This window comes from Lentisphaerota bacterium, from assembly GCA_016873675.1.
Lineage (GTDB): Bacteria > Verrucomicrobiota > Kiritimatiellia > RFP12 > JAAYNR01 > VGWG01.
Map to the genome: position 1 here is coordinate 21,340 of VGWG01000010.1, position 20,318 is coordinate 41,657.

10 protein-coding genes are annotated in these 20,318 nt (G+C 64.1%); 2 read left to right on the forward strand and 8 right to left on the reverse strand.

Features of this window, described 5'->3' with window-relative positions:
• Positions 1-46: 46 nt before the first annotated feature.
• The 6 genes from FJ222_02700 to FJ222_02725 all read right to left on the reverse strand — a co-directional run bounded on the left by FJ222_02700 (position 47) and on the right by FJ222_02725 (position 12,538).
• Positions 47-1,054 carry a MoxR family ATPase gene (locus FJ222_02700; protein ID MBM4163337.1) on the reverse strand — a complete coding sequence of 336 codons (1,008 nt, stop codon included), beginning with the start codon at positions 1,052-1,054 and terminating at the stop codon, positions 47-49.
• A gap of 87 nt (positions 1,055-1,141) precedes the next feature.
• Entirely contained in the window at positions 1,142-3,520 is a 2,379-nt protein-coding gene (locus tag FJ222_02705; protein ID MBM4163338.1) for a hypothetical protein, read from the reverse strand.
• 20 nt (positions 3,521-3,540) lie between these two features.
• Positions 3,541-7,470, reverse strand: a complete 3,930-nt coding sequence (locus FJ222_02710; protein MBM4163339.1) for a hypothetical protein — start codon at positions 7,468-7,470, stop codon at positions 3,541-3,543.
• A gap of 64 nt (positions 7,471-7,534) precedes the next feature.
• Entirely contained in the window at positions 7,535-9,016 is a 1,482-nt protein-coding gene (locus tag FJ222_02715; GenBank protein MBM4163340.1) for a hypothetical protein, read from the reverse strand.
• A gap of 60 nt (positions 9,017-9,076) precedes the next feature.
• The gene (locus FJ222_02720) at positions 9,077-11,329 is read right to left on the reverse strand and encodes a hypothetical protein (GenBank protein ID MBM4163341.1); all 2,253 of its coding nucleotides are present in this window, start codon (positions 11,327-11,329) and stop codon (positions 9,077-9,079) included.
• Positions 11,330-11,335: 6 nt separating this feature from the next.
• Positions 11,336-12,538 carry a hypothetical protein gene (locus FJ222_02725; protein ID MBM4163342.1) on the reverse strand — a complete coding sequence of 401 codons (1,203 nt, stop codon included), beginning with the start codon at positions 12,536-12,538 and terminating at the stop codon, positions 11,336-11,338.
• Between the two features lie 65 nt (positions 12,539-12,603).
• Here FJ222_02725 and FJ222_02730 point away from each other — a divergent pair, with 65 nt between their 5' ends.
• Together FJ222_02730 and hemC are read left to right on the forward strand one after the other, a co-directional pair.
• Complete coding sequence (locus FJ222_02730) at positions 12,604-14,745, forward strand: nitrite/sulfite reductase (protein MBM4163343.1); 2,142 nt, start codon at positions 12,604-12,606, stop codon at positions 14,743-14,745.
• A 30-nt stretch (positions 14,746-14,775) separates the two neighbouring features.
• Positions 14,776-17,442, forward strand: a complete 2,667-nt coding sequence (gene hemC / locus FJ222_02735) for a hydroxymethylbilane synthase (protein MBM4163344.1) — start codon at positions 14,776-14,778, stop codon at positions 17,440-17,442.
• Between the two features lie 282 nt (positions 17,443-17,724).
• Here the strand turns inward: hemC and FJ222_02740 are convergent, their stop codons facing one another.
• Positions 17,725-19,560: a hypothetical protein gene (locus FJ222_02740; protein ID MBM4163345.1), complete on the reverse strand. Its 1,836-nt coding sequence runs from the start codon at positions 19,558-19,560 to the stop codon at positions 17,725-17,727.
• 91 nt (positions 19,561-19,651) lie between these two features.
• On the reverse strand, positions 19,652-20,314 hold the full coding sequence (locus FJ222_02745; GenBank protein ID MBM4163346.1) for a hypothetical protein: 663 nt from the start codon (positions 20,312-20,314) through the stop codon (positions 19,652-19,654).
• Positions 20,315-20,318: the final 4 nt, after the last annotated feature.

The window sequence follows — 20,318 nt, forward strand, 5'->3', positions numbered from 1 at the left end:
GCTTTGCACCGGCCGCAAGCCGTTCCAACCACCGCCTCAGCATATATTAGCGATTGCCGGGCGCGGGAATTTCCTTGATGAGGTGGGCCACCACACTCTCCGATTTGATGCCTTCCGAGACGGCGGCGTAATTCACAATGACCCGGTGCCGCAGCACCGGCGTGGCCACGGCGCGGATATCGTCCACAGTGATATGAGCCCGGCCGTTGAAGAACGCATGGGCTTTCGCGCCCAGAATGAGATTCTGGCAGGCGCGCGGCCCCGCCCCCCACGCCACCCACTCCTTCGCATAGGGCAATGCGTGCGGCGTGCTCACGCGGGTGGCCTGCACCAGCCTCACGACATACTCATACAGATCATCGCGAACCAGCACATCGCGAACCACCTTCTGATACTTCAGGATGGACTCGGCATTGAGTACCACCTCCGGGTCGTTGCGGTAGTTCGTGGTCGTCCGTCGCAGCACCTCCACCTCATCCTGCGTCTCCGGATAATCCACCACGATCATGTACATGAACCGGTCGAGCTGGGCCTCGGGAAGGTTGTAGGTGCCCTCCTGCTCGATCGGGTTCTGCGTGGCCAGCACAAAAAACGGGAGCGTCAGGGGATACCGCTTGTTGCCCACGGAGACCTGCTTCTCCTGCATCGCTTCCAGCAACGCGGCCTGGGTTTTGGGGGGCGTCCGGTTGATTTCATCCGCCAGCACCATGCTGGCAAAGATCGGGCCCGGCACAAAGACAAACTGCTTGCGCCCGGTGACCGGGTCCTCCTGAATGATCTCCGTGCCAGTGATGTCCGACGGCATCAGGTCGGGCGTGAACTGAATGCGTTGCGAGCTCACGCCGATCACCTTGGAGATCGTGGTTACCAGCAGCGTCTTCGCCAGACCGGGCACCCCCATCAGCAAGGCGTGGTTGTGACAGAATATGCACTGCAAGGTCAGATCAACCAGGCCCTCCTGGCCGACAATGACCTTGTGGATTTCGCGCTTCACAGTGGCTATCAGCGCGCCAAATTCCTCGGCCACATTCGGTGCAATCTTGGTGTTTTCCATCGCTGCTCCCCCTCACTTTTTTGCGGTCATCTCCCGACACATCCAACCCTCTCGCCTGCGGCATCCGGCGCATGTGCGCCGACACGGTCAGCGTCCCGCGTCCGTGTCCCGTGCTCGGCCGGGCGAACCGACCTCGATGAGAACGTCCACCCACTTACCGGCCGACCCGGGATTCGGATTGGACCAGTTTTGATAGAGGCTCGTGGAGGCCCTGGAATCCCCGCCCTCCGCTTCTGCTGCCGACGCCTCTTCGCGCCCCACCACTGTCCCATCGTTGCGAATTCGCACCTGAGGCGGCGGAGAGAACAGCTTACCATCGACCTCGGCAAGTATCACGCCTTTTTCAAAACCGGGGTAGATGAAGTATCCCTCCGCGTCCGACTGCACGGTCGCAATCTTGTGCTTCCCGCTCTTTAAAGAATCCAACGTGTCGGATGGATTGACCTCTCCGTTGAGGACAAGATGGACGGGCACGGACAGCGGCTTGCCGGTCTTCTGATCCACCACCCGCCCGGCGACGCCGTGCGGCAGATCCACAATCCCCTCGCCAAAGAGCAGGCGCATGCCGCGCGGCGGAATGTACACCGGCCCGAACAATTGGAACCCGTTTTTCACAAGCATATCGCCGTAGAACTTCTTCGCGAATTGAACTTCCCCTTCTGCCAAACGCACGATGCCGCCCGACTCAACATCCATCAGTTCGCTCATGTGGTGGCGAGAGACCTGCCCATTCGAGATGGAGAGGCCGGTGGCACGTCCCGTCCGGCTCTTGACGCGTTCCGGAAGGGTCCGTTCCACGCGGTTGCGCTGCCAGTCGCCGTCCGGAGCGATGCCCGAGAAATCGAGCTGGGAATAGATCTGTTCGGCCTGCAGACGGTTGGGGCCGCCGAACACATAGTTGGGATTCCAGACGTAAAGGTTTTCCCGCACGGCATTGGTCCCTTCGTTGACGAGCACAAAGAGCGTCTTGCGGCGGACGACCGCCTTTTTGTCCACCACGACGACCTCGGTCGGCCGGATGAAAGCCGACACCTTCGTTCGCGCAGTCGGGCTCTCCGCCGTCACGGCAAAGCCGGCATCGCCCTCGAACGTCTCACCGAATTGGAAGATCCCTTCTGTGCGCCAATACGGCAGGAACTCGGTCTGGCCGTCATCTTCGAAATATCCGAATGCATCGAGCGCCCGCAGCACATTCGCCGCTTCCATCCGGCGGGCAAGCCCGCTGATGTCCACCCCGATGTCGTGCAACAGCGCGCGCCCCAGCGCCATGCGGTCAGATCCCGGCGATGCGCCGGCTGAGGTTAGCGCGGCGGCATTCGGGCGGAGCTGCGCCGACACGGCGGTGTGGGAGGCGCTGAGATAGCGGAACAGCCCCAGCGGAAAACGATCGGCCAGCGTCGCGTTGGCATCAGACGCCGCGCCGCCGGCAATACCCTCCAGCACGGCGCGCGTGGCCGCCGTCTCGTACACGGACCCGGCCTCGGCGCGGACCAGGAGATTGCTCCCCCCGAACGCGGCGCGATCCGCCGCCGATAAGGCCGGCGTGATCGTCTGATCGAGCCAGGGCTGCCACTGCAGCAGACGCTGACCGGGCTCGCGCAGGCGGGCCGGATGCGTCAGCAACGTGAAGCCGATCGTCTGCTCGCCAGCCTTGGCGGGCCTGTTGACCAGCGCAATCCGCCAGATGACGATCCCCTCGCTTTTGCGCTCGACACTCATGGATGCGGCGGGGCCACCGATGAGGGAGCCGTCGGCGGCGTGCGCCAGCCATGTCAACCCCCAGTCACCGTTGCCCAGAAAGAAATGCGCCAGGCGCCCCGTATGCAGGCTCCCGTCACCCACCGGGCTGGCCCCATCACGCCAGAGCATGCCGGGCTTGGAATCGAGGCTGCCGTAGTTCGCCGGAAGCGGTGGCCCGGCCACGGCCTCCGCCGGGTTCCCGGAAATAGCCGTATCGACGGGTCCGCTCACTTCGATGACGAGGTCGAGCCGTTCCAGCGCCAGCCCTTTCGGATCGAACGCGATCTCTCCCGTCAGAGAACCATCCTCGGCATACCGGATGCGCAAACGGCCTTTCAACGCCCCGGCCTGCCAGGTCCCGGCAGCCTCGATACCCGTGTCCGTCTTCCCCAACTCAGCGGGCGCATCGGTTTTGGCACCCGCAGTCACGGTGTCAATGACCGCCTCGAGTCGAACCGGCGCCGCCAGTTGCGGGCCGCGGCCGATCCGCCGCAACAGGTTCGCCGGCCGCTCTTTACTCGCCCGCCAGGCGAGTGGGATATCATTCGTCAACGCCCGGACTTCCAGTTGTGCGGGCAGGCCGGTGTCGTCCACGGTAAACTGGTGCCGCGGGGTCACGACGACGCGATTCGACAGCGTGATGTCGGCGCGTGCCGTGGCTGCAAGCAGGAAGCCTGTGACCATGAACCGGACAATCCACCGTTCCGGCGTCGTTGTGGTAGTCATGATTCGCCTGCGCTCCGTGATCATTTCGCACACTCCCCGTACAGAATCCGGTAATCATGATACGGGACGTGCACCGGCCCGTAACGCTCGCCCTGCGTTCCGCTCCGGCCAATCAACTCGCCCGTCTCCAGGTCTGTCAGTACCGGCAGGTCCGCCGCTTGGTCGATGACGGCCTTCCATGCCGCATCGAGTTTCGCGGGCATCGCCACGCGGCTCATACTATCGCGGCCCTTCTGTGTGTTCGGTCCGCCGAGAATGCGTTTCGGATCGCGGATATCGAGCGGGAGTTCGACATCGGCGTCGGACTCGTTCAGAATCACGAAGATCGCCTTGTACCCCTTGCCGGTATCCATCGGCCGGCGATAGACCGTGACACGCACCCGACTCTCGTCGCCCGGTTTGTCGCCCATGCGCACCTGCGCATCGTTGCGCCAGAACGGCACCTTCTCGATGCCGGCATCCTTGAAGAATCCGAAGCGCGCGAGTGCGCCGAGCAGCCGCACGGCCTGCTCCTGGTGTTCCATGTGCACCAGACCGAGCGACGCGCCGGCGATAAGCTCGCCGCCGCGCGTCACGCCGAAGTCGTGCAGAAGCCCCAGACCGAGCATCTGCCGGTCGAACCGCGGGTTGTCGCCCGAGCCCGTCGGGGCCTCGGCCGGGACCATCGTGGCGGTCAGGCCGGAGTAGTTCATCGACATCGCGCGATAGAGCGAGTTGGGATACGCCGTGATCAGGTCAATGTCGTAGGAACGGAACGTGGCCCCGCAATCCTGCAGCATGAGGGTGTTCCACAGGAACGATTCGAGCATGCGCGCCGAGTTGTTCGCCCGCACATGGTGCCGCAGCGGCACGTTGTTCTCGGCGTGCACGCGGGCCAGGCGCTTGTACACGTTGCGCATGAACGGCATCGTGAAGCCAGCCTGCCACGGCAATTCGTTCGTCCCGACAGCGGCCAGCGGACGGTACCACGCATCGCCCATGGCCACGTTCTGGGACACCTGCGCCGGCTGGTACGGATCCATAAACCAGCCGACCCATCGGCCGATGCGCACGAGGCGCTCGAGGTAGAAGATCGCCTTGTCCTCGTACAACCGGTTCATCTCCTTCAGGTTCATAAAGGTGGCCTCGCCGATGAACAGGTAGCGCCAGTACGGCGGCTTGTCCTGCCGCCATTCGCCGCTTTTCTCATAGGGGAGGCTCGTCGGCGCGCCCGACGCCGTCCACCACGCCTTCTTCAACTCCTCCTCGCCACACAGATACACGGGATCATTGAGATCCTTCCGCAGCGTGTATTTCGAGCCATCGCCGTTCCAAGCCGGAATCGGCCTCTGCAAGAGCTGCGGGGTCGACACCTGCCACTCCTCGCCAGCGTTGTACTGCCAGGCGTAGAGCCGGGCGTTTTCGGGCTTGGGCTTGGCCGGGTGGGTCAGGAGCGTGAACGTGATCGTCCGCTTCTCCTTCACCTCGGCGGGATGGTTCACAAAGATCACCCGCCACGTCACATTGCCGGCCTTGTCGCGCTCGATCTGCATGGCCGAGCCCTCCCGGTCCAGAATCCAGCCCTCGTCGTTCTTACTGTAGTACGACCAGCCGCGATCGGCGCTACCGAACCAGATCCAGGGGATGAATCTGCTGTAGAACAGCTCCAGCCTCGTCATCGTGCTGTCCCACACCACGCCCGGTGTGTTCGGCAGGCTGCACTCCCACCGGTCGGCCCCCACCTGGTCCCCACCCCCGGAGATGCACTGGGAGATCGCCAGATCCACCGTGCCGGCGATCTCCGTGACCATCTCCAACCGGTCGATCTTCGCGGGCGCGTCGCTGCCCCAGTTCAGCGTGGCGTGCATCGAGCCGTCGCAGTCGTACTGCATCCGCAACTCGGCCTGGATCGGGCCGATCTGCAGTGTGGAGGCATACTCGATCTCGCTCTTCCAGGTCCGAACGGCCTTCGCCGGCGTGATGACCTTCGCGGGCACGCGTTTGCCGCCAATGACCGCCTCCAGCCGCATCGGCGCGCGCAACTGCGGGCCGCGGCCAAGGCCCAGCAGCGTCTCGGCCGGCACTTTGGCGTCCGCCCCCCGCAGTTCGAGCGGCAGCTCGCGGCTGTCGGGCCGGATGTCGATCTGCGTCGGCAGCCCCGAGGCGCCCACCGTGAAGCGGTGCTTGAGGGTGCTGAATCCCTTGTCGTCCGCGGCGATCGGCGTGAACGGCTCCCAGACGGTATCGGAGAGCCCGATCGTGTTCTCCATCCACGGCGCCTTCTGATACGACTCGCGGCGTGTCCCGCGCGGCGGTTCGCGGACGAGGATCTTCAACGCCCGGTCATTCTTCGTCTTCTCTTTCAGCCAGGGCTGCATCTGGATTTTTTCGCCCGTGATGGGCTTGTCCGTCGTGCTGGCGGCCGTGAGATGAACGAACGGCTTCGTCTCGGTCTGCTCGGCCACGATCTTCATGTTTTCGTCGAAAAGCAGAACCGTCACCTGATACACATTGCCGGGCGCGATGTTGGTGGCCTCGCCCAGAAAGGTCGCGAAATTACCGACCATCTTGGCGGAGAACTCGTGGATGTCGGTCTGCTCTCCGGACTCGACCTGCTTGACGATCAGACGCGCCTCGACGGCGGTCTTCACCTCATCCCGGACGCCTTCGATGCCGCAGTCGATCACGGCGGCCAATCGTTTGGTGTAGGGATCGACCTCCACCCGCAGGTCGAAATCGGGATTGCGCGGCGGCCGCAGCTTCTCGATGGCGTCGACGCGCGTTTCGCGGAACGTGCCGCCATCGGGACCACCGGCATCCATCGTGTGGAAATTGATCAGGCGTGTGAGAAACATCGTCTTGGCTGGCTGACCGGCGCTGCGCACATCGAACCAGAGGACGTTGCCGCCTGTCGTCATGCTCGGCAGTTGCTTGCGCAGTTTGATCGTGCGCGTTTCGCCCGGCTTCAGTTCGAGCAGCCCACCCGGAGCCTCGGCCGACTCGTAGACCGAATACAAGGGCCCGTCGCCGCTCTCGATGTGGAACCCGAGACGCACGGTTTCGGATCGCGTGTTGTGATTCTTCACCGTCATCTGGGTGTCCAGGATGCCGTCCATCAGCGGACCGAGCTCGTTGATCTGGAAGATGGGCGCCTTCGAGTCGAACACCAGCTTCATCTTGGTCACGTTCCACCCGTGCGCATCGAACCCATTGAAAAAGGCCCCGTTGCCTCCGATCCCGCGCGCAAACCAGGCCCGGTATATCGTGCCGTCCCGAGGCGGGATTTCAACGATCGGCCGCCCATCCGCTTCCTTCCCATCGTATTGCCCGTAGCGCAGTGACTCCAGGGGAATCGCGTATTCGATGATCCACCGACTACCGTCAGCCACCGAGCGGATATTGGCTCCTGATGTATACTTGTAATCGCTTCCGCCCGTGGGGCTCCAATGCCAGTCGCAAATCGCGCCGATCGGGTTCACATCCCAGCGCAGCAGTCCCATCTTGAAACCGCGGGTCATGTCCTCAATCGGTCGAATCTCCAATTCGGCATGATCATCCGAGAGCATGCCGTAGAGCGGATGCATGAGGACGTCTGGAAAACGACCGCGCGCTTTAAGCCAGGAATCGACCGGATAGATCGGCGAGGAATGCAAGATATACAGGTTCTTCTGATCGTAGCCCATGTAGATCTGCAGTTGTGTCTGCGGCGGGGCCATGAACTTGAAATTGCCGAACCCCCAGTCGTACCAGAATCCGGAGAGCGCCGAGGCGTCATCCCATTCGCCCGGCGACATGACGCCGTCGATCACGGGTGGCTTGTTGAGGAACGGCACCCGCAAGACGGGCTCATCCACTTTGCTGGCTTCACCGTAGGACGTCGGCACCGCTGCAGGCTCCTGCTGAGCCAGCAGGCCTGCGGCCGCACCGGCGAGGGCGAGGCTGAACAGGACATAAAATCGGGCTCGATTCATTGGGCTTCTCCTTGTGTCAGGCGGATCCTGTCCGTGGCGGCCGACAGCGGTTGATCGGGATCCCTCACTGCGCCTCCGCTGAATACCGCGCCGCTTCCGGCGGCGCCGTGCGGACCGCACGAATGCCGTAGCCGCCTCTGCGTTCCGCATCAACCAGAGCCGCTGCTTTTCGATTCGAGGTGCGCGAGAACTCCATCCCGCCCAGCGCATCCCCGTCATAGCCGTTGAAGTAGCCGCCGCGGAACCCGATACCGACCGCATTCGCCTGCGGCCAGTCCGCAGGCAGGGTCACGGTGCCGAGCCCGTGCGTGGCCAGAAACGTGGCCGGCGACCACCCCTCGATCGTCGCGGCCGTGACCGTGCGCTCGCGCGGCCGCCCCGACTGGCCAACCCCGCGTGTGGGGATTTCGTAGTACGAGTTATGCGCCTCGTCCGGAATGGGCCGCCGCGGACCGCGCATGGCTTTCTCATATTCCAGCTCGGTCATCGGCCGCAACCCGGCCCAGGCCATATAAGCCGCACTGTCCGCCCAGGAAAGCCAGCGTATTCCGGTATGCTTCATCCGGGCGTCCGGGCGGTAATGCACGAATTTGTAAGTGTAGTTCGACGACGTTCCCGTGCGATGGATCTCGCCCGTCCAGGGCATGTAATGACCCGTCGTCTTTCCCGGGCCGACATCCTCGGGTGATGCGTGGTAACGTTCTGTGGCCTGCTCGGGAGTCAGCAGGTTGAGGAAATGGGTATACTGGCTGCCCGACAGCGGGTTGTACGCACAGTAGAATGCCCCATAGCCGTTCGGGAACGTCGAGGGAATCTCGCCGCCGTCCTGCGGTTCCGCTCCGCGCGCCCAGAGTTGGCCCGCCTGCTTCCCGGTCGGAATCGCGGCGGAATGGGTCACCCGGTAGGGCATCGCAACCTGCTTGCCGTCGGTGTACTGGTAGAACCCGTATGATTCCGTGCCGCCGGATCCCAGGAAATACGGCCCCTCCGAAACATAAACCATGATGAGCCCGAAGGCTCCAACCTGGACCTTCGTCTCCGGGGTGATGCCCGGTGTGCCCGCGAGGTCCCAGACCGCCGTCACACCCTGCATGTCGACCGAACTCTTGGACCCCTGGGTGGCCCGCCGGATGAACAGGCCCGTGAATCCGTCCGCGCCGTCCGGCACCAGGAAATCCATCTTTTTGTTGCTCTGTGCGCAGCCGTAGCCCGGGGGATTCAGCACCCGATCCGCCTTCAACCGGACGTGCTGCCAGTCCGTGGCGCCCTCGGCGCGGACCTTGAAGAAGATCCAGGCCGCATCGTGATTCTCCCCGTTCCTCCAGGAGGGGCGCCAGGCGAGGTCTACCGTGATTGTCGCGGTCTCAGGGTCGCGAGGCGCGATCCGAACGTTCTTGCAAGTCACGTCGCGACTGGCAGGATCGTTCACGAAATCCATGACATGGGTGCCCTGAATCTGCGCACGTGCCGCGCCGACGGCCAGCAATGCGGCGAACGCCACCGCGCCTGCCGGGACGAATGTCCTACCCCCTGCTTGCTGCTTCATCGTGCTTATCCTTTCCGTCTGTCGAACCTGCCCGAAGACGCTGACCCGAACCCTGACGCTCTACTCCACCAACACAAACTTCGCGTATAATTTCGCCTTGAACGGCTCGGTGATCAACGGCGCCAACTGGAACCGGTAGCGGGCGGCGGCACCGCCGTCGTTATCAAAAAATCGGAGATAGAAGCAACAGTCCGTGCCCGGCTTCAGCTTGAACCCGGCCAGGGGCAGGCGCAGTTCGTACCGCGTGATCTGGGCGGCCTCGTCCCGGACAACGGCGCGCTTCGCCAGTTTCGACAGCATCTCGGTGGGGTCTGACAGCGCATTCAGCACCTCTCCGTTCGGGGTCAATGCCAGCCACAGATCCGTCTGGTTGGCGTCTGCGTCGATCACCCCAAAGTTCATCGCGTCACCATGCCAGAGGTTGTCCACGCTGTTCGTGTTGAACTGCACATCATCCTTCACCTCGGCGGCGACGCACAACGCCTCGCCATCCCAACCCAGATAGACCTGGATGCTCATGTCCGCAGGACCGCGCCAGGCATTCGTGTTGTCTGTGGAAGGAAACCGCATGTGGTTCGGCTGGATTAAGAAAGCGTCTTTCAACGTCACCGTCGGCTTCTCCCAGTCGTCCAACGCGCCATCCGGCTTTATGGCCTGCTTCATGCGGGGCAGCCGGTACGTTTGCGCCTCCGGGCGCAGGAAGGGCGACAGGGCGGTGTCCTTCGCCGTCTGACCCGTTATCGCTGACCCCGTGGGTGTCGGCGCCGAACGAGCCCCGCGCCAACCGGGATAGGGATCGTTGCTTTGATCCGAGTCGGCATAGAGCGGGTACGTCCGCCCCGCAATCAGCAGGTGGGTCGGAACGAAACCGGCCGGCGACCAGACGGAAGGAACCGCATCGCCACGCAGGATCACCCCTTCAAAATGCGTGACCGGCCAGTCCGACGGCAGCTCCAACGTGCCGCGACCGTGCGAACCTTTGAACGCGCGCCCAACCGCGTCACCCAGGGAGATCGTGCGCTCAAAGAGACGAAGCGCCTGCATGCCGTTGACGCCCCAGTACGAGGGACTCGCGTCATTGGGCACCGCGAACTCCGGGCCGCGCAGGGCTTTTTCGAATTCCAGTTCCGTCATGGGGCGCAAGCCGGCCCACGCCGCATAGCTCATGGCATCCTGCCACGAGATCCAGGGACACAGTTGGTCCGGGCTCGTGGCCGCATAGGTGACGTCTGGCGCTGATCGGGACGCCTCTCGCCTGACCCGCGTGACCGCACGGCCACCGCCGCCGAGGGCCGCGCCATGTCCTTCGATCCAATAGCGCGGTTTGGCCTGTGCGTCCGTCAGCGTATTCAGAAAATCGGCGTATTGCCCCTGTGTAATCCACGGAAACTTCATGCAGTAGAAGGCCGCGTAGCCATTCGGAAAGGCCGCCGGAATCTCGCCTTGATTCTCCGGCTTGATGTCCACGGCCCAGAGACTGCCCTTCTGGCATCCCGTCGGTATCGGGCCGGGACCCTTCACCTGGTACGCAGGAAGCTTGTCTTCTGGGGATCCGATGATCCACGCCGGCACATACCCGACTCGCGAATAGAGGAATGAGGCGACGAAATCCCGACCGTCATTGCGCGTGTATTGGTACAGCCAGTTCTGCTCCGCGCCGCCAAAGCCGTAACCGGCGCCCGGGAAAGGCTCTTCCGCCCCCAGGCCCACGAAGAACGGACCCTCGGGCACATACACCATTTCGATCCCAAAGGCCCGGACTTCCGGTTTCGTCGCGCGGGGTTCGGGGTCCGGTTGTTCCACGACAACCGTCACGCCGCGAGCCGCCACCGGGCCCACCCCGTCGGTCGCGCGGCGCACAAACAGCCCCGTGAATCCGTCGTCGCCGTCCGGCACAACGAATGCCAGGGGCGTGCCGCCCTGTGCCTGGCCATAACCCGCCGGATTCAACACCTGGTCTGCCACCAGCCGAAGCGGCCGCCACTCCGACTTCTCGTCGGCCCGAACCTTGAAAAACACCCAGGCGGCATCATGAAAAACCCCGCGAGACCACGAATGGGCCCAGCGGATGTCGAAGCTCAGGCGGGCCGTCTTCTCATCCTGCGCCAGCGTCACCTGGTCAATCCGCAACCCCTCCTGCCTAACGGCCGGCGCCTCTCGGGCTGGCGCCTGCGGAGGCTCCAGCGGCTCGTCTTCGGGCGCGTCCGCCATCTGAGCGGACGCCACGGATACCGTCACCCGCAAAACACAGGCGAACACCCATCCCTGCATACACGAGAGCGCAGGTCTCCGAAGAAGTGAGCAACAGGTCATGGATGATCATTCTCCTTTGATGCTGTAATCCCCCAGCACATACACACCATCGAGCACGCTGCCCGCCAGCAGCGCGCCGTTCGGCAGTTCCACCAAACCGCGCAACGGAATGGGGCTTTCCAGCGAAACGTTCCATTCAACGCCGTTCCAGTACTGCAAGCCGCCGCGTCTCTGCGTGCTGACCCAAATACGCTTGTCGGACGACATTTTCATCAGATTGACCGCGCCTTCGTCCTGCAGCAGACCCTTCCAGTCGGTGCCATCATACACCCAGATTCCGTTGCCGCTGGTGGCCGCCCAGATTTTGCCGTCGCCGTCTTCCAGCAGCGATAGCACCGCCGTGTTCTCGCGATCCAACTTGCGCTTCCACTCCTCGCCCTGCCGCACCATCACGCCGCCGCTCATCATGCCGCACCAGGTGCGCCCCTGCGAGTCGGTCATGATGCCGGTGATGTTCATTCGGGACAGATGACGCCGGGCTGCCGCCGCACCCTTCGCAGGATCGACCTCCGCGACGCCGTCGCCATCAATGACCAACCAGATCATGCCCTTGGAATCCTGCACCAAATCCAACACGTTGAGCCCATGAAACACCGGCTCCACCACCCAGTCATCGCCCGCAGCCTGCATCAGCGTATTGCGATCAATCGATTCATTCTTGGCGATGGCCCACACCTGCGTGCCGACCGCCTGGATTAATGACACGTTCACCCCGGTGAGCATGGGCACCGTGCGATCACCCTCCACCAACAGGATGCCCTTGCTGTGTCCAATCCACAGCCCGCCAGCCGCACGCTGCGTGATCTCCCAGACCTTCAAGTCTTTGGCTTGCTTCATCGGATGCAACACGCCGTTTTCGATCTTGGCGGCACCCGTGAGCGTGCCGACGAAGACGTGCCCTTTTTCCGGCCCGAGCTTGAGCATCTGGATCTCATCGCCCGGCAACAAAGGCTGCGTCTTCTGCGTGATCTGCTGCCAGGAATCCGCCGCGTGAATGTGCGGAGCGACGATGGCCAGCATGAGGCCAAAACTGTGAATAATGTTTTTCATGAATACCCCTCGTTTTTGTCCCAGTGGCAAGAAGAGTCCATTTTTTTTAAGCAATTTGCATGCCAAGCTGTTTTTGCGAATGACACGCTCCCCTTTCCGAGTCCCGTTACGACTTGCTTTTGGACATTCTAAAAAAATACAAACAATATCGATTGACATACAGTAGTATTAGTTGTAAAGTGTCTCCGTTTTGTGTGGCGAGCCCTTGAGCCGGAGGACAAGACATGACCTCAACACCCTGCCGCTGGCCGTCCGAGCTGGCGCAAGAGATCGAACAGCACGCCCTCGACGTGGGCCGTTTCCTCAGGGGCGAACTGTCCGCTTCGCTCCTGAAATCCCGGCGCGTTCCGCGCGGTATCTATGAACAACGGCAAAACGGCGCCTACATGGTCCGTGTGCGCGTGCCGGGCGGTACGCTCGGCGCCGCCCAGGCGCGGGCGCTGGCTGGCGTAGCCTCACGATACGGCAGCGGCACGCTTTACGTGACGACGCGCCAGGACATCCAGATTCATGACGTGGCGATCGGGCAGACGCCGGACCTCATGCGGGAACTGTTCCGGGCCGGACTCACATCGAAGGGCGGCGGCGGCAATTCGGTGCGGAATATCACCGCCTGCCCCTATGCCGGCATCTGCCCCGCAGAACAATTCGATGTAACCCCCTGCGTCGAAGCGGTTACCGAGTACCTGATCGGCCTGCCCGGCAGTTACAACCTGCCCCGGAAATACAAGATCGCGTTCAGCGGTTGCAGCGCCGATTGCGCCTTGGCCCAGGTCCATGACCTCGGCTTCATCGCGCATAGTCGCGATGGACAACCGGGCTTTAGCGTCTATGCCGGCGGCGGAATGGGCACGGACTCGCGCGTGGCGGATCGTATCGAGGACTGGGTGCCAGCAGGCGAAGTCATCCGCATGGCCGAGGCGGTGCGGAGGCTGTTCGACCGCCTGGGCGATCGCCGCAACCGGCGGCGGGCCCGCCTCCGCTTCGCCGTTGAACGGGTCGGGGCCGATGCGTTCCGCAGACTGGTGCGCGAAGCCGTACAGGTCGCAACTGCCGATGGCGCCCCGACGTGTGAACGTCCGCTCCACTGCAGCGGATCACCCGTCGAACCGGCGGGGGATTACCGCGCCCTGCTCACGCAAACCGGGGACTGCGACGTGCTGCCGCAGCGCCAACCGGGATACGTGGCCGTGCCGTTATACCTGCCGTTGGGAAAAATTGCATGGCGGGCGCTGGCGGCGCTGGCCGATCTCGCGGAACGGTTCAGTTCCGAGAAGATGCTGCGCGCCACTCAAGACCAGAACCTGCTCCTGCCTTTCGTGCGTGAGCCGGATATCGGACCCCTGCGTGAAGCGCTTCAAGGCGTTCTGGGCCCCGAGGCCACCCGTCCTGGCGCCAAGCGGGCCTTCACAACCTGCACGGGCGCGGCGACATGCCGCCTGGGACTGTGCCTGTCGCAGCCTGCCGCCGTCGCCTGTGCCCAGGCGCTCGATGGCGCAGGCCTGGCCCCGTCCACGATACGGGCTGTCGACATCCGGATGAATGGCTGCCCCAATGCCTGCGGGCAGCATCCCATCGGAACCATCGGCCTTTTTGGAGCCGCGCAACGGATTGGCGAACGCCTGATCCCCGCTTACCGGGTGCTGGTGGGCGCCAGGCGGGGTGAGGGAAGGACCCGACTGGGCACACTCGCGGGGGCTGTTCCCGCGCGCGCGCTTCCAGCCTTTCTCGCAGATGTGCTGCGCGATTATGAGGCCGATCATGCGTCCAACGAATCGTTTGCGGATGCCTTTGATCGCAAGGGAATGCGCCATTTTCAAACCATTCTGGAACGGCACACCCACGTGCCGACGGATACCGACGACCCGACGTTCTACCGCGATTGGGGACGAGACGAGGATTTTTCTCTGGCCGGACGCGGCGCGGGAGAATGCGGCTCGGGCGTCTTCGAAATCATCTCGGAAGATCTGTCGGCAGCCGCCCGCGCGCTGGATCAGGCAGAGACGGACGCGGAGCCCGGCGCGGCGCTTTTCCGCGGCCTGCTGGCGACCGTGCGCGCGTTGCTGATCACCCGCGGGATCGACTCTCAGGATCCGGATGTTATCCTCCGCTCGTTCGAGACGCACTTCGTGGAGACCGGCCTGGTGGATGTCGGTTTCCGCAACCTGCTGGCGCGCGCGCGCGGGTACCTGGAGGGCGGGCGAAATGCCGTGGCCGGTTGCCGGGAAGAAATCCGTCGCCTGCTCGATCGGATCCAAAAGCTGTACGCCACCCTGGACGCAGACCTCCGCTTTCACGAGCCTGAGGCCGCGCAGGCCGCTACCCCGCCGGCCGCGCGATCAAACGGGGCATTGAACGCCGGGTGATCCGAACAGTGAGAGGAAACGGAGCGTCACATGGCTATGACATCAGCACCAGGCCTTCCGATACTGCCGGTTGCGCTGCTTCTGGCGGGACGGCCCTGTCTGGTCGTGGGCGCCGGAAAGGTGGCGGCCCGCAAGGCCGGACACCTGATCGAAGCGGGCGCCCGGGTAACCGTGGTTGGCGAGCATGCCTCAGCGGCGGTCTGCGGCCTGCATGCATCCGGCGCCATCCGGTTGGAAGAGCGCGCGTTTGCCGAACAAGACATGACGGGGTGCGCGCTGGTGTTCGCCGCCACAGACGATGCCGATGCCAACCTCCGCGTGCTGGAAGCCTGCCGCCGTCAGGGCATCCTGTGCGGGTGCGTCGATTTCCACTGGCGGGAGGGAGACTTGATCAGCCCGGCGGTGTTACGCACGGACGACCTGACGGTGGCGGTTTCCACTGGCGGCCGATCCTGCCGGCGCGCACGCCTGGTTCGGGACCGCTTGGCGCGCCATCTTGCCGGCGTGGACACAGCCGATCTCCTGGTCATCGGGACGGGTATGACCAGCGTATCCACAACGTTCACCGTCGGCACCCGGACGAGTAACCTCGCTCGGGCCCAGACCCGTCAGGTCGTCGAGCGCCTTCGCGGGCTGCTGCCGGGCTGGACCTTTGACGTCCATCCGCGCTCTTCGCCCGGTGATCGGGATCGCGCGATGGATCTTCGCGAAAGCCCGGCGGACTTCTTCACGCGTGATCTGGACGAGGCCGTTCTCCGGGGCGATCTGGACTTCGCCGTTCACAGCGCCAAGGACATGCCGAATCCCATTACGCCGGGGCTGGACTGGTTCTGGCTGCCGTGGCGCGACGATCCGCGCGACTGCCTCGTGCTGCCGGCGGGAAGGTCGCACACCGCGATGCCGCTACGCCCGCGCCTGGGCGTAAGCAGCGAACGGCGAGAGGCCTACTGCCGGTGCCGCTTCCCCGACGCGCAGTTCCTGCCCATCCGCGGCAACATCGAGGACCGGCTGGCGCAACTCGATGGAGGCCGGTTCGATGCCCTTGTCATGGCCGGCGCCGCCCTGAACCGCCTGGGCCTCGAAACCCGGATCTCCGAGTGGATCCCGCTGGAGGAACTGCCCACGCCGCCCGGACAAGGCGCGCTCGGCCTCGCGTTCCGGGCTGGCGACGCGCGGCTGATTCGGCTGCGATCACTCTTTGTCCGGCCTGTCGCGTTTGTCGGTGCCGGCGTCGGATCTGCCGGGATGTGCACGGTTGATGGACTCGCGGAGTTGGAAGCGTGCGATGTCTGCATCCACGATGCGCTGATCGACCCCGCTCTGCTCGCCGGGCTTCGGGTGCATGCGCAATGCATCGATGCGGGCAAGCGCGCCGGGGACCCTGCGCATGCGCAGGCCGAAACCACGGATCGGATCTTGGACTATGCCCGCCAAGGGCGTCGTGTGGTGCGGCTGAAAGGCGGGGACCCGGGAATCTTCGGCCGCCTGGCCGAAGAGACGGAGGCGCTCGAGGCCCTGGACCTGGCGTTCCGGGTTGTTCCCGGCGTCAGCAGTCTGAACGCGGCCACAACCGGCACCGGCATGCTGCTGACCCGCCGCGGCGTGTCGCAGGGATTCTGCGCGATCACCGCGAGGGCGGCGGGAGGCAAGCCGGCCGATGTGTCGGCCTCCGCGCGCAGCCGCCTCCCCGTCGTCTTCTTCATGGCGGGCCAAAGCATCGCATCGGCCACGGCACAGCTTCTGAGCGATGGGTGGGCGGCCGCGACGCCTGCGGCCGTGATCCTGGCGGCGGGGACCGATGACGAAGCGGTGGTATCGGGCACGCTCACCGATCTGACGTCCCGCATGGACGTGCTGGACGAGGATGCGTCCAACCACCCGGCTCTCCTGATCTGCGGCGACGCGGCCGGGTATCGGTTTCGAGGCGGTGGGGGCGCTTTGCGCGGACAGCGGGTCCTCCTCACGTTCAGCGAGGCGTTGCTCAAGCATGCCGCGCAACAGGTTCGGGATTGGGGAGGAGTCCCCGTGTCCAGGCCGATGGTCTGTCTCTCGCCCCGCCTGGACGAACGCGGCTGGTTGCGCGATCTGCGACAGTACGACTGGAGCGTGGTCACGTCGCCCTCGGCGGTGGACTGTCTGATGAAGACGTTACGCCAGACGATGACCGACCTGCGAAGCCTGCCGCGGCTGCTGGTTGCGGGCCCTGGAACGGCCGCGCGGTTCGAGGCTTACGGTATTCAGGCCGATGCGCAGCCGGCTGCGGACTTCGGCTGTGCGGGCGTGCTGGAATGGGTACGCCGCCATCTGACAACTGGCGAACGGGTGCTGCGCCTGCGGTCGGATCGGGCCGGCGCCGGCCTGGCGCATGCGCTGAGGGGATGCGGGCTGCGCGTGGATGACGTTGTCCTGTACCGGAATGAGCCCATGGTCTACGCACGCAAGCCGCGATTTGACATGGCCGTCTTCGCCAGCGGAGCGGCGGTGGAATCGCTGCTCGCGCAGTGGGGGCGGGAGGCCTTGACGGGAAAGCGTGTGGCGGCCTTTCCGGGATCGGCGTGCGCGGCACTGGCGAAAGCCGGCATTCCGGTGGATGTTGTGGCTGCGGAACCGACCGTCGCGGCCTGCGTCGGCGATCTCGCCCTGCACGACGTGCGTCGGGCGATGGAGGAAGAGACGGAAACACCGCCTGGGCCGTGAGCTCGGGGGCTGACGGGACGACGAGCGTGCTCCTGGTTTTCTCCGTGGGGTGGTTTGGTTTTTGCAAGAGAGAAGTCAGGAGCCAGAATACAGGAGCCAGAATATGAGAACATGAGTTCCAATTCTGAATTCTGAATACTGAGGCGCTTGCAGAACCCCTGCAAGCGCCGGTTTCAGGTTTCAGTGTTCAGGTTTCAGGAAGACGCAATACTGTGTGGTTGCAGGCGTTTCTTCCTGACACCCGAACCCTGAAACCTGTTCCCTGAACCCTGCCCCCTGCCCCTACTTCTTCAGGCGCATCAGGTCTGCAGCCGGCCGGTCGCCCGGCTCGTCGAAATCGCGCGTGAGGACGGCGTTCTTCGGCAGGCCGACGTTCTCGGGTATCGCCTCCTCCGCGTCAACGATGCCGACGGTGACGAAGATGATGACCTCCCTCTGATCCTTGGCGCGGCTCTTCCAGCCGAAGAGGCGCGGGCCGACCCACGGAATATCGCGCAGCAGCGGGATGCCGTTGTCGGTGTTGTTCTCTTTGCTCGTGGTCAAACCGCCGATCACGGCGGTCGTGCCGTCCAGCATGGAGAAGATCGTGTTGATCTTCTTGATGCTGATGATCGGATATTTGGTCCGGGCTTGTTTGCTGCCATCCGGATTCACCGCCTCTTCGACTTTGTAATAGCCACCCTCGCCCCTGGTTGTATCCAGTTCGCTGATTGAAGGCTCGATTTTCACGGTGATAACGCCCGAGCTGCTGACCCGAGGTGTGACTTTTAGGTTCACGCCGTAACTGAAAAATGCGTCGCCCACGCAAAATCCGCCATCCTTGCCCGGAATGGTCTGGAGTTGCGTCGTTACGATGGGATTGCCTTGTTTGCCGTCCGGCAGGCTTGTGGGTTCGGATTTAACTTCAACATAGGGTTCCTTGACGGTCATGTCAACGATGGCCGTCTCCTCGTTGGCCACGATGATCTTGGGGTTGGAGATCAGGGAGACGCCGTCCACCCCCTCAAAGGCGTCAATCACCCATTTGAACTGGGTGCTGGTCAACGCCCCCCAATTCTTGAAGAACTTGTCGAGATTGATCGGGTTGGCCGTGTCATTTCTCACGGCGTTCTCCAGCGTCGACGCTGCCGCATAATTACCCGGAGCGATATTGTAATTAATCAGGCTGTCGCCCTGGAACGTCGACCATTTGACCCCGACCTTCCGGCTGGCCGCGGCGGAGAGCTCCACGAAGCGGGCCTCGATGTAGACCTGGCCGCGCGGCATGTCGAGGGTTTCGACGATCCGCTTGACCTCGGGGATCCGGCTCGACGGGGCCTGGACGAGGATGGCGTTGCCGTCGGGGAAGGGGGTGGCCGTGCCGGATTTCTCCAGCATGGTGTTGATCAGCTCGGACATCTTGTCAACCTTGGCGTAGCGGAGCTGGATCGTTTCGGTCACGCGGGGCTCCTGGCCGGCGACGCCCGATTCGATGATGAAGATGCCGGAGCCTGTCGGCTTCTCAATCAGCAGCAGATCGCAGCGGCCGAGAATCGATTCAAAGGCGGGCTTCCAGCCGACGTTCTTGAGACTCACGCTGACCGAGCCGCCCAGATTGGTCGTGGCGGCGATAATGTTGGCGCCCGAGAGCTGTGAGAACAGCTTGATCACTTCGGAGATGGGCAGGTTCTCGAAGCGCACGCTGATCAGGCCATCCGCCGTTTCGGTCAGGCCTTCTGGAATCTCCTCCGAGGCGGCCACAACCGTGACCGGGACTGCGGCTGGGGCGGCTTTCGCGACTGCCGGGGCGGCGGGCTTGACGGCGGGGGCCGGCGCGGGCGCCTTGACGGCGGGCGCGGGCGGAAGAGCCGGGGCAGCTTCCTGAACGGCGGGCGCGGGCGCGGCCGGAAGCTCCGGGTCGGTTTCTTTGACGGCAGGGGCCGGCGCGGCCGGAAGGGCCGTGGCATGGGGATCGGCGACCGGAGTGGCGGGATCCGCTATCGCAGCCGGAGCGGGAGTCACCGGCGGAGCCAGATCTTTCAAGAGCGGCTCAATGGGGGCCCCCTCATTCTGTGAACGGACAGCCGTCGACACCATAACGGCCGCAACAGCACACGCGAGCAGCAGTAAACGTTTCATGGTTTGAGTTCTCCGGGTTTGTTTGGGGCGGATTTCGCCAACTGGACAGTTGTATGATTGTGGGGAAGATAACGCTAAGGTTGGATACCTGTCAATCTGTTTCTCGCTTGGGTGGTCCAAACCGTTTGCCGTCGCTGAGACGCCGGGCCTCGGCCGGGATCAATTCAACGCCGGCGGCGGTGATGCCGCCGACGCGCCAGGAACAGGCAAACAGCGACGTGCTGGCCGAAACGGTCTGCCCGATTGCCAGCAGACGGTTGTTCAACAGCGCGAAGTACACCTCTTTACCTTCGGGATCCACGCTGCGGCCAACGCGGGGCTTGATCTGACCAACGGCCGCAGCCCAGTCGGCCGGGCCCGGATCGGGAAGCCTGACGGGCGGCGGTCCGGAGGGGGTAGGAGTCTCGACCCGGGGGGCCGCAGCGTCCACGACCGGGGGATTGGGATCAAAGCCCGGCGGCCAGAATGGATCACGAACGATGGGGGTCAGGGCGGAGGGCGTGTCGGGCGTGTCGGGCGCGTCCGTGTCGGCGGGTGTCGGGGCAGGCGCGGCCGGTTCCGCCTCCACCGGGACAGGCGCAACCGGTTCGAGAGCCAGGGCGATCCCGGCGGCGGGCATCTCGGCTGCTGGGGGCGTCTCCACGGCATCCTGGGCACGCACCGGGCCGCTGGCGAGGGCGAGCGCGACGACGACGACGGGCATCGAACCGCGAACCCGGGCTCCTGGCCTGGTGGATGGGGATAGACCGATCATGACG

Coding starts and splice junctions, on each gene's coding strand:
- FJ222_02710 (MBM4163339.1), bottom strand. CDS start 7,470: ATGAATCGAGCCCGATTTTATGTCCTGTTCAGCCTCGCCCTCGCCGGT.
- FJ222_02700 (MBM4163337.1), bottom strand. CDS start 1,054: ATGGAAAACACCAAGATTGCACCGAATGTGGCCGAGGAATTTGGCGCG.
- hemC (MBM4163344.1), top strand. CDS start 14,776: ATGGCTATGACATCAGCACCAGGCCTTCCGATACTGCCGGTTGCGCTG.
- FJ222_02725 (MBM4163342.1), bottom strand. CDS start 12,538: ATGTCAATCGATATTGTTTGTATTTTTTTAGAATGTCCAAAAGCAAGT.
- FJ222_02705 (MBM4163338.1), bottom strand. CDS start 3,520: ATGACTACCACAACGACGCCGGAACGGTGGATTGTCCGGTTCATGGTC.
- FJ222_02715 (MBM4163340.1), bottom strand. CDS start 9,016: ATGAAGCAGCAAGCAGGGGGTAGGACATTCGTCCCGGCAGGCGCGGTG.
- FJ222_02730 (MBM4163343.1), top strand. CDS start 12,604: ATGACCTCAACACCCTGCCGCTGGCCGTCCGAGCTGGCGCAAGAGATC.
- FJ222_02720 (MBM4163341.1), bottom strand. CDS start 11,329: ATGACCTGTTGCTCACTTCTTCGGAGACCTGCGCTCTCGTGTATGCAG.
- FJ222_02740 (MBM4163345.1), bottom strand. CDS start 19,560: ATGAAACGTTTACTGCTGCTCGCGTGTGCTGTTGCGGCCGTTATGGTG.
- FJ222_02745 (MBM4163346.1), bottom strand. CDS start 20,314: ATGATCGGTCTATCCCCATCCACCAGGCCAGGAGCCCGGGTTCGCGGT.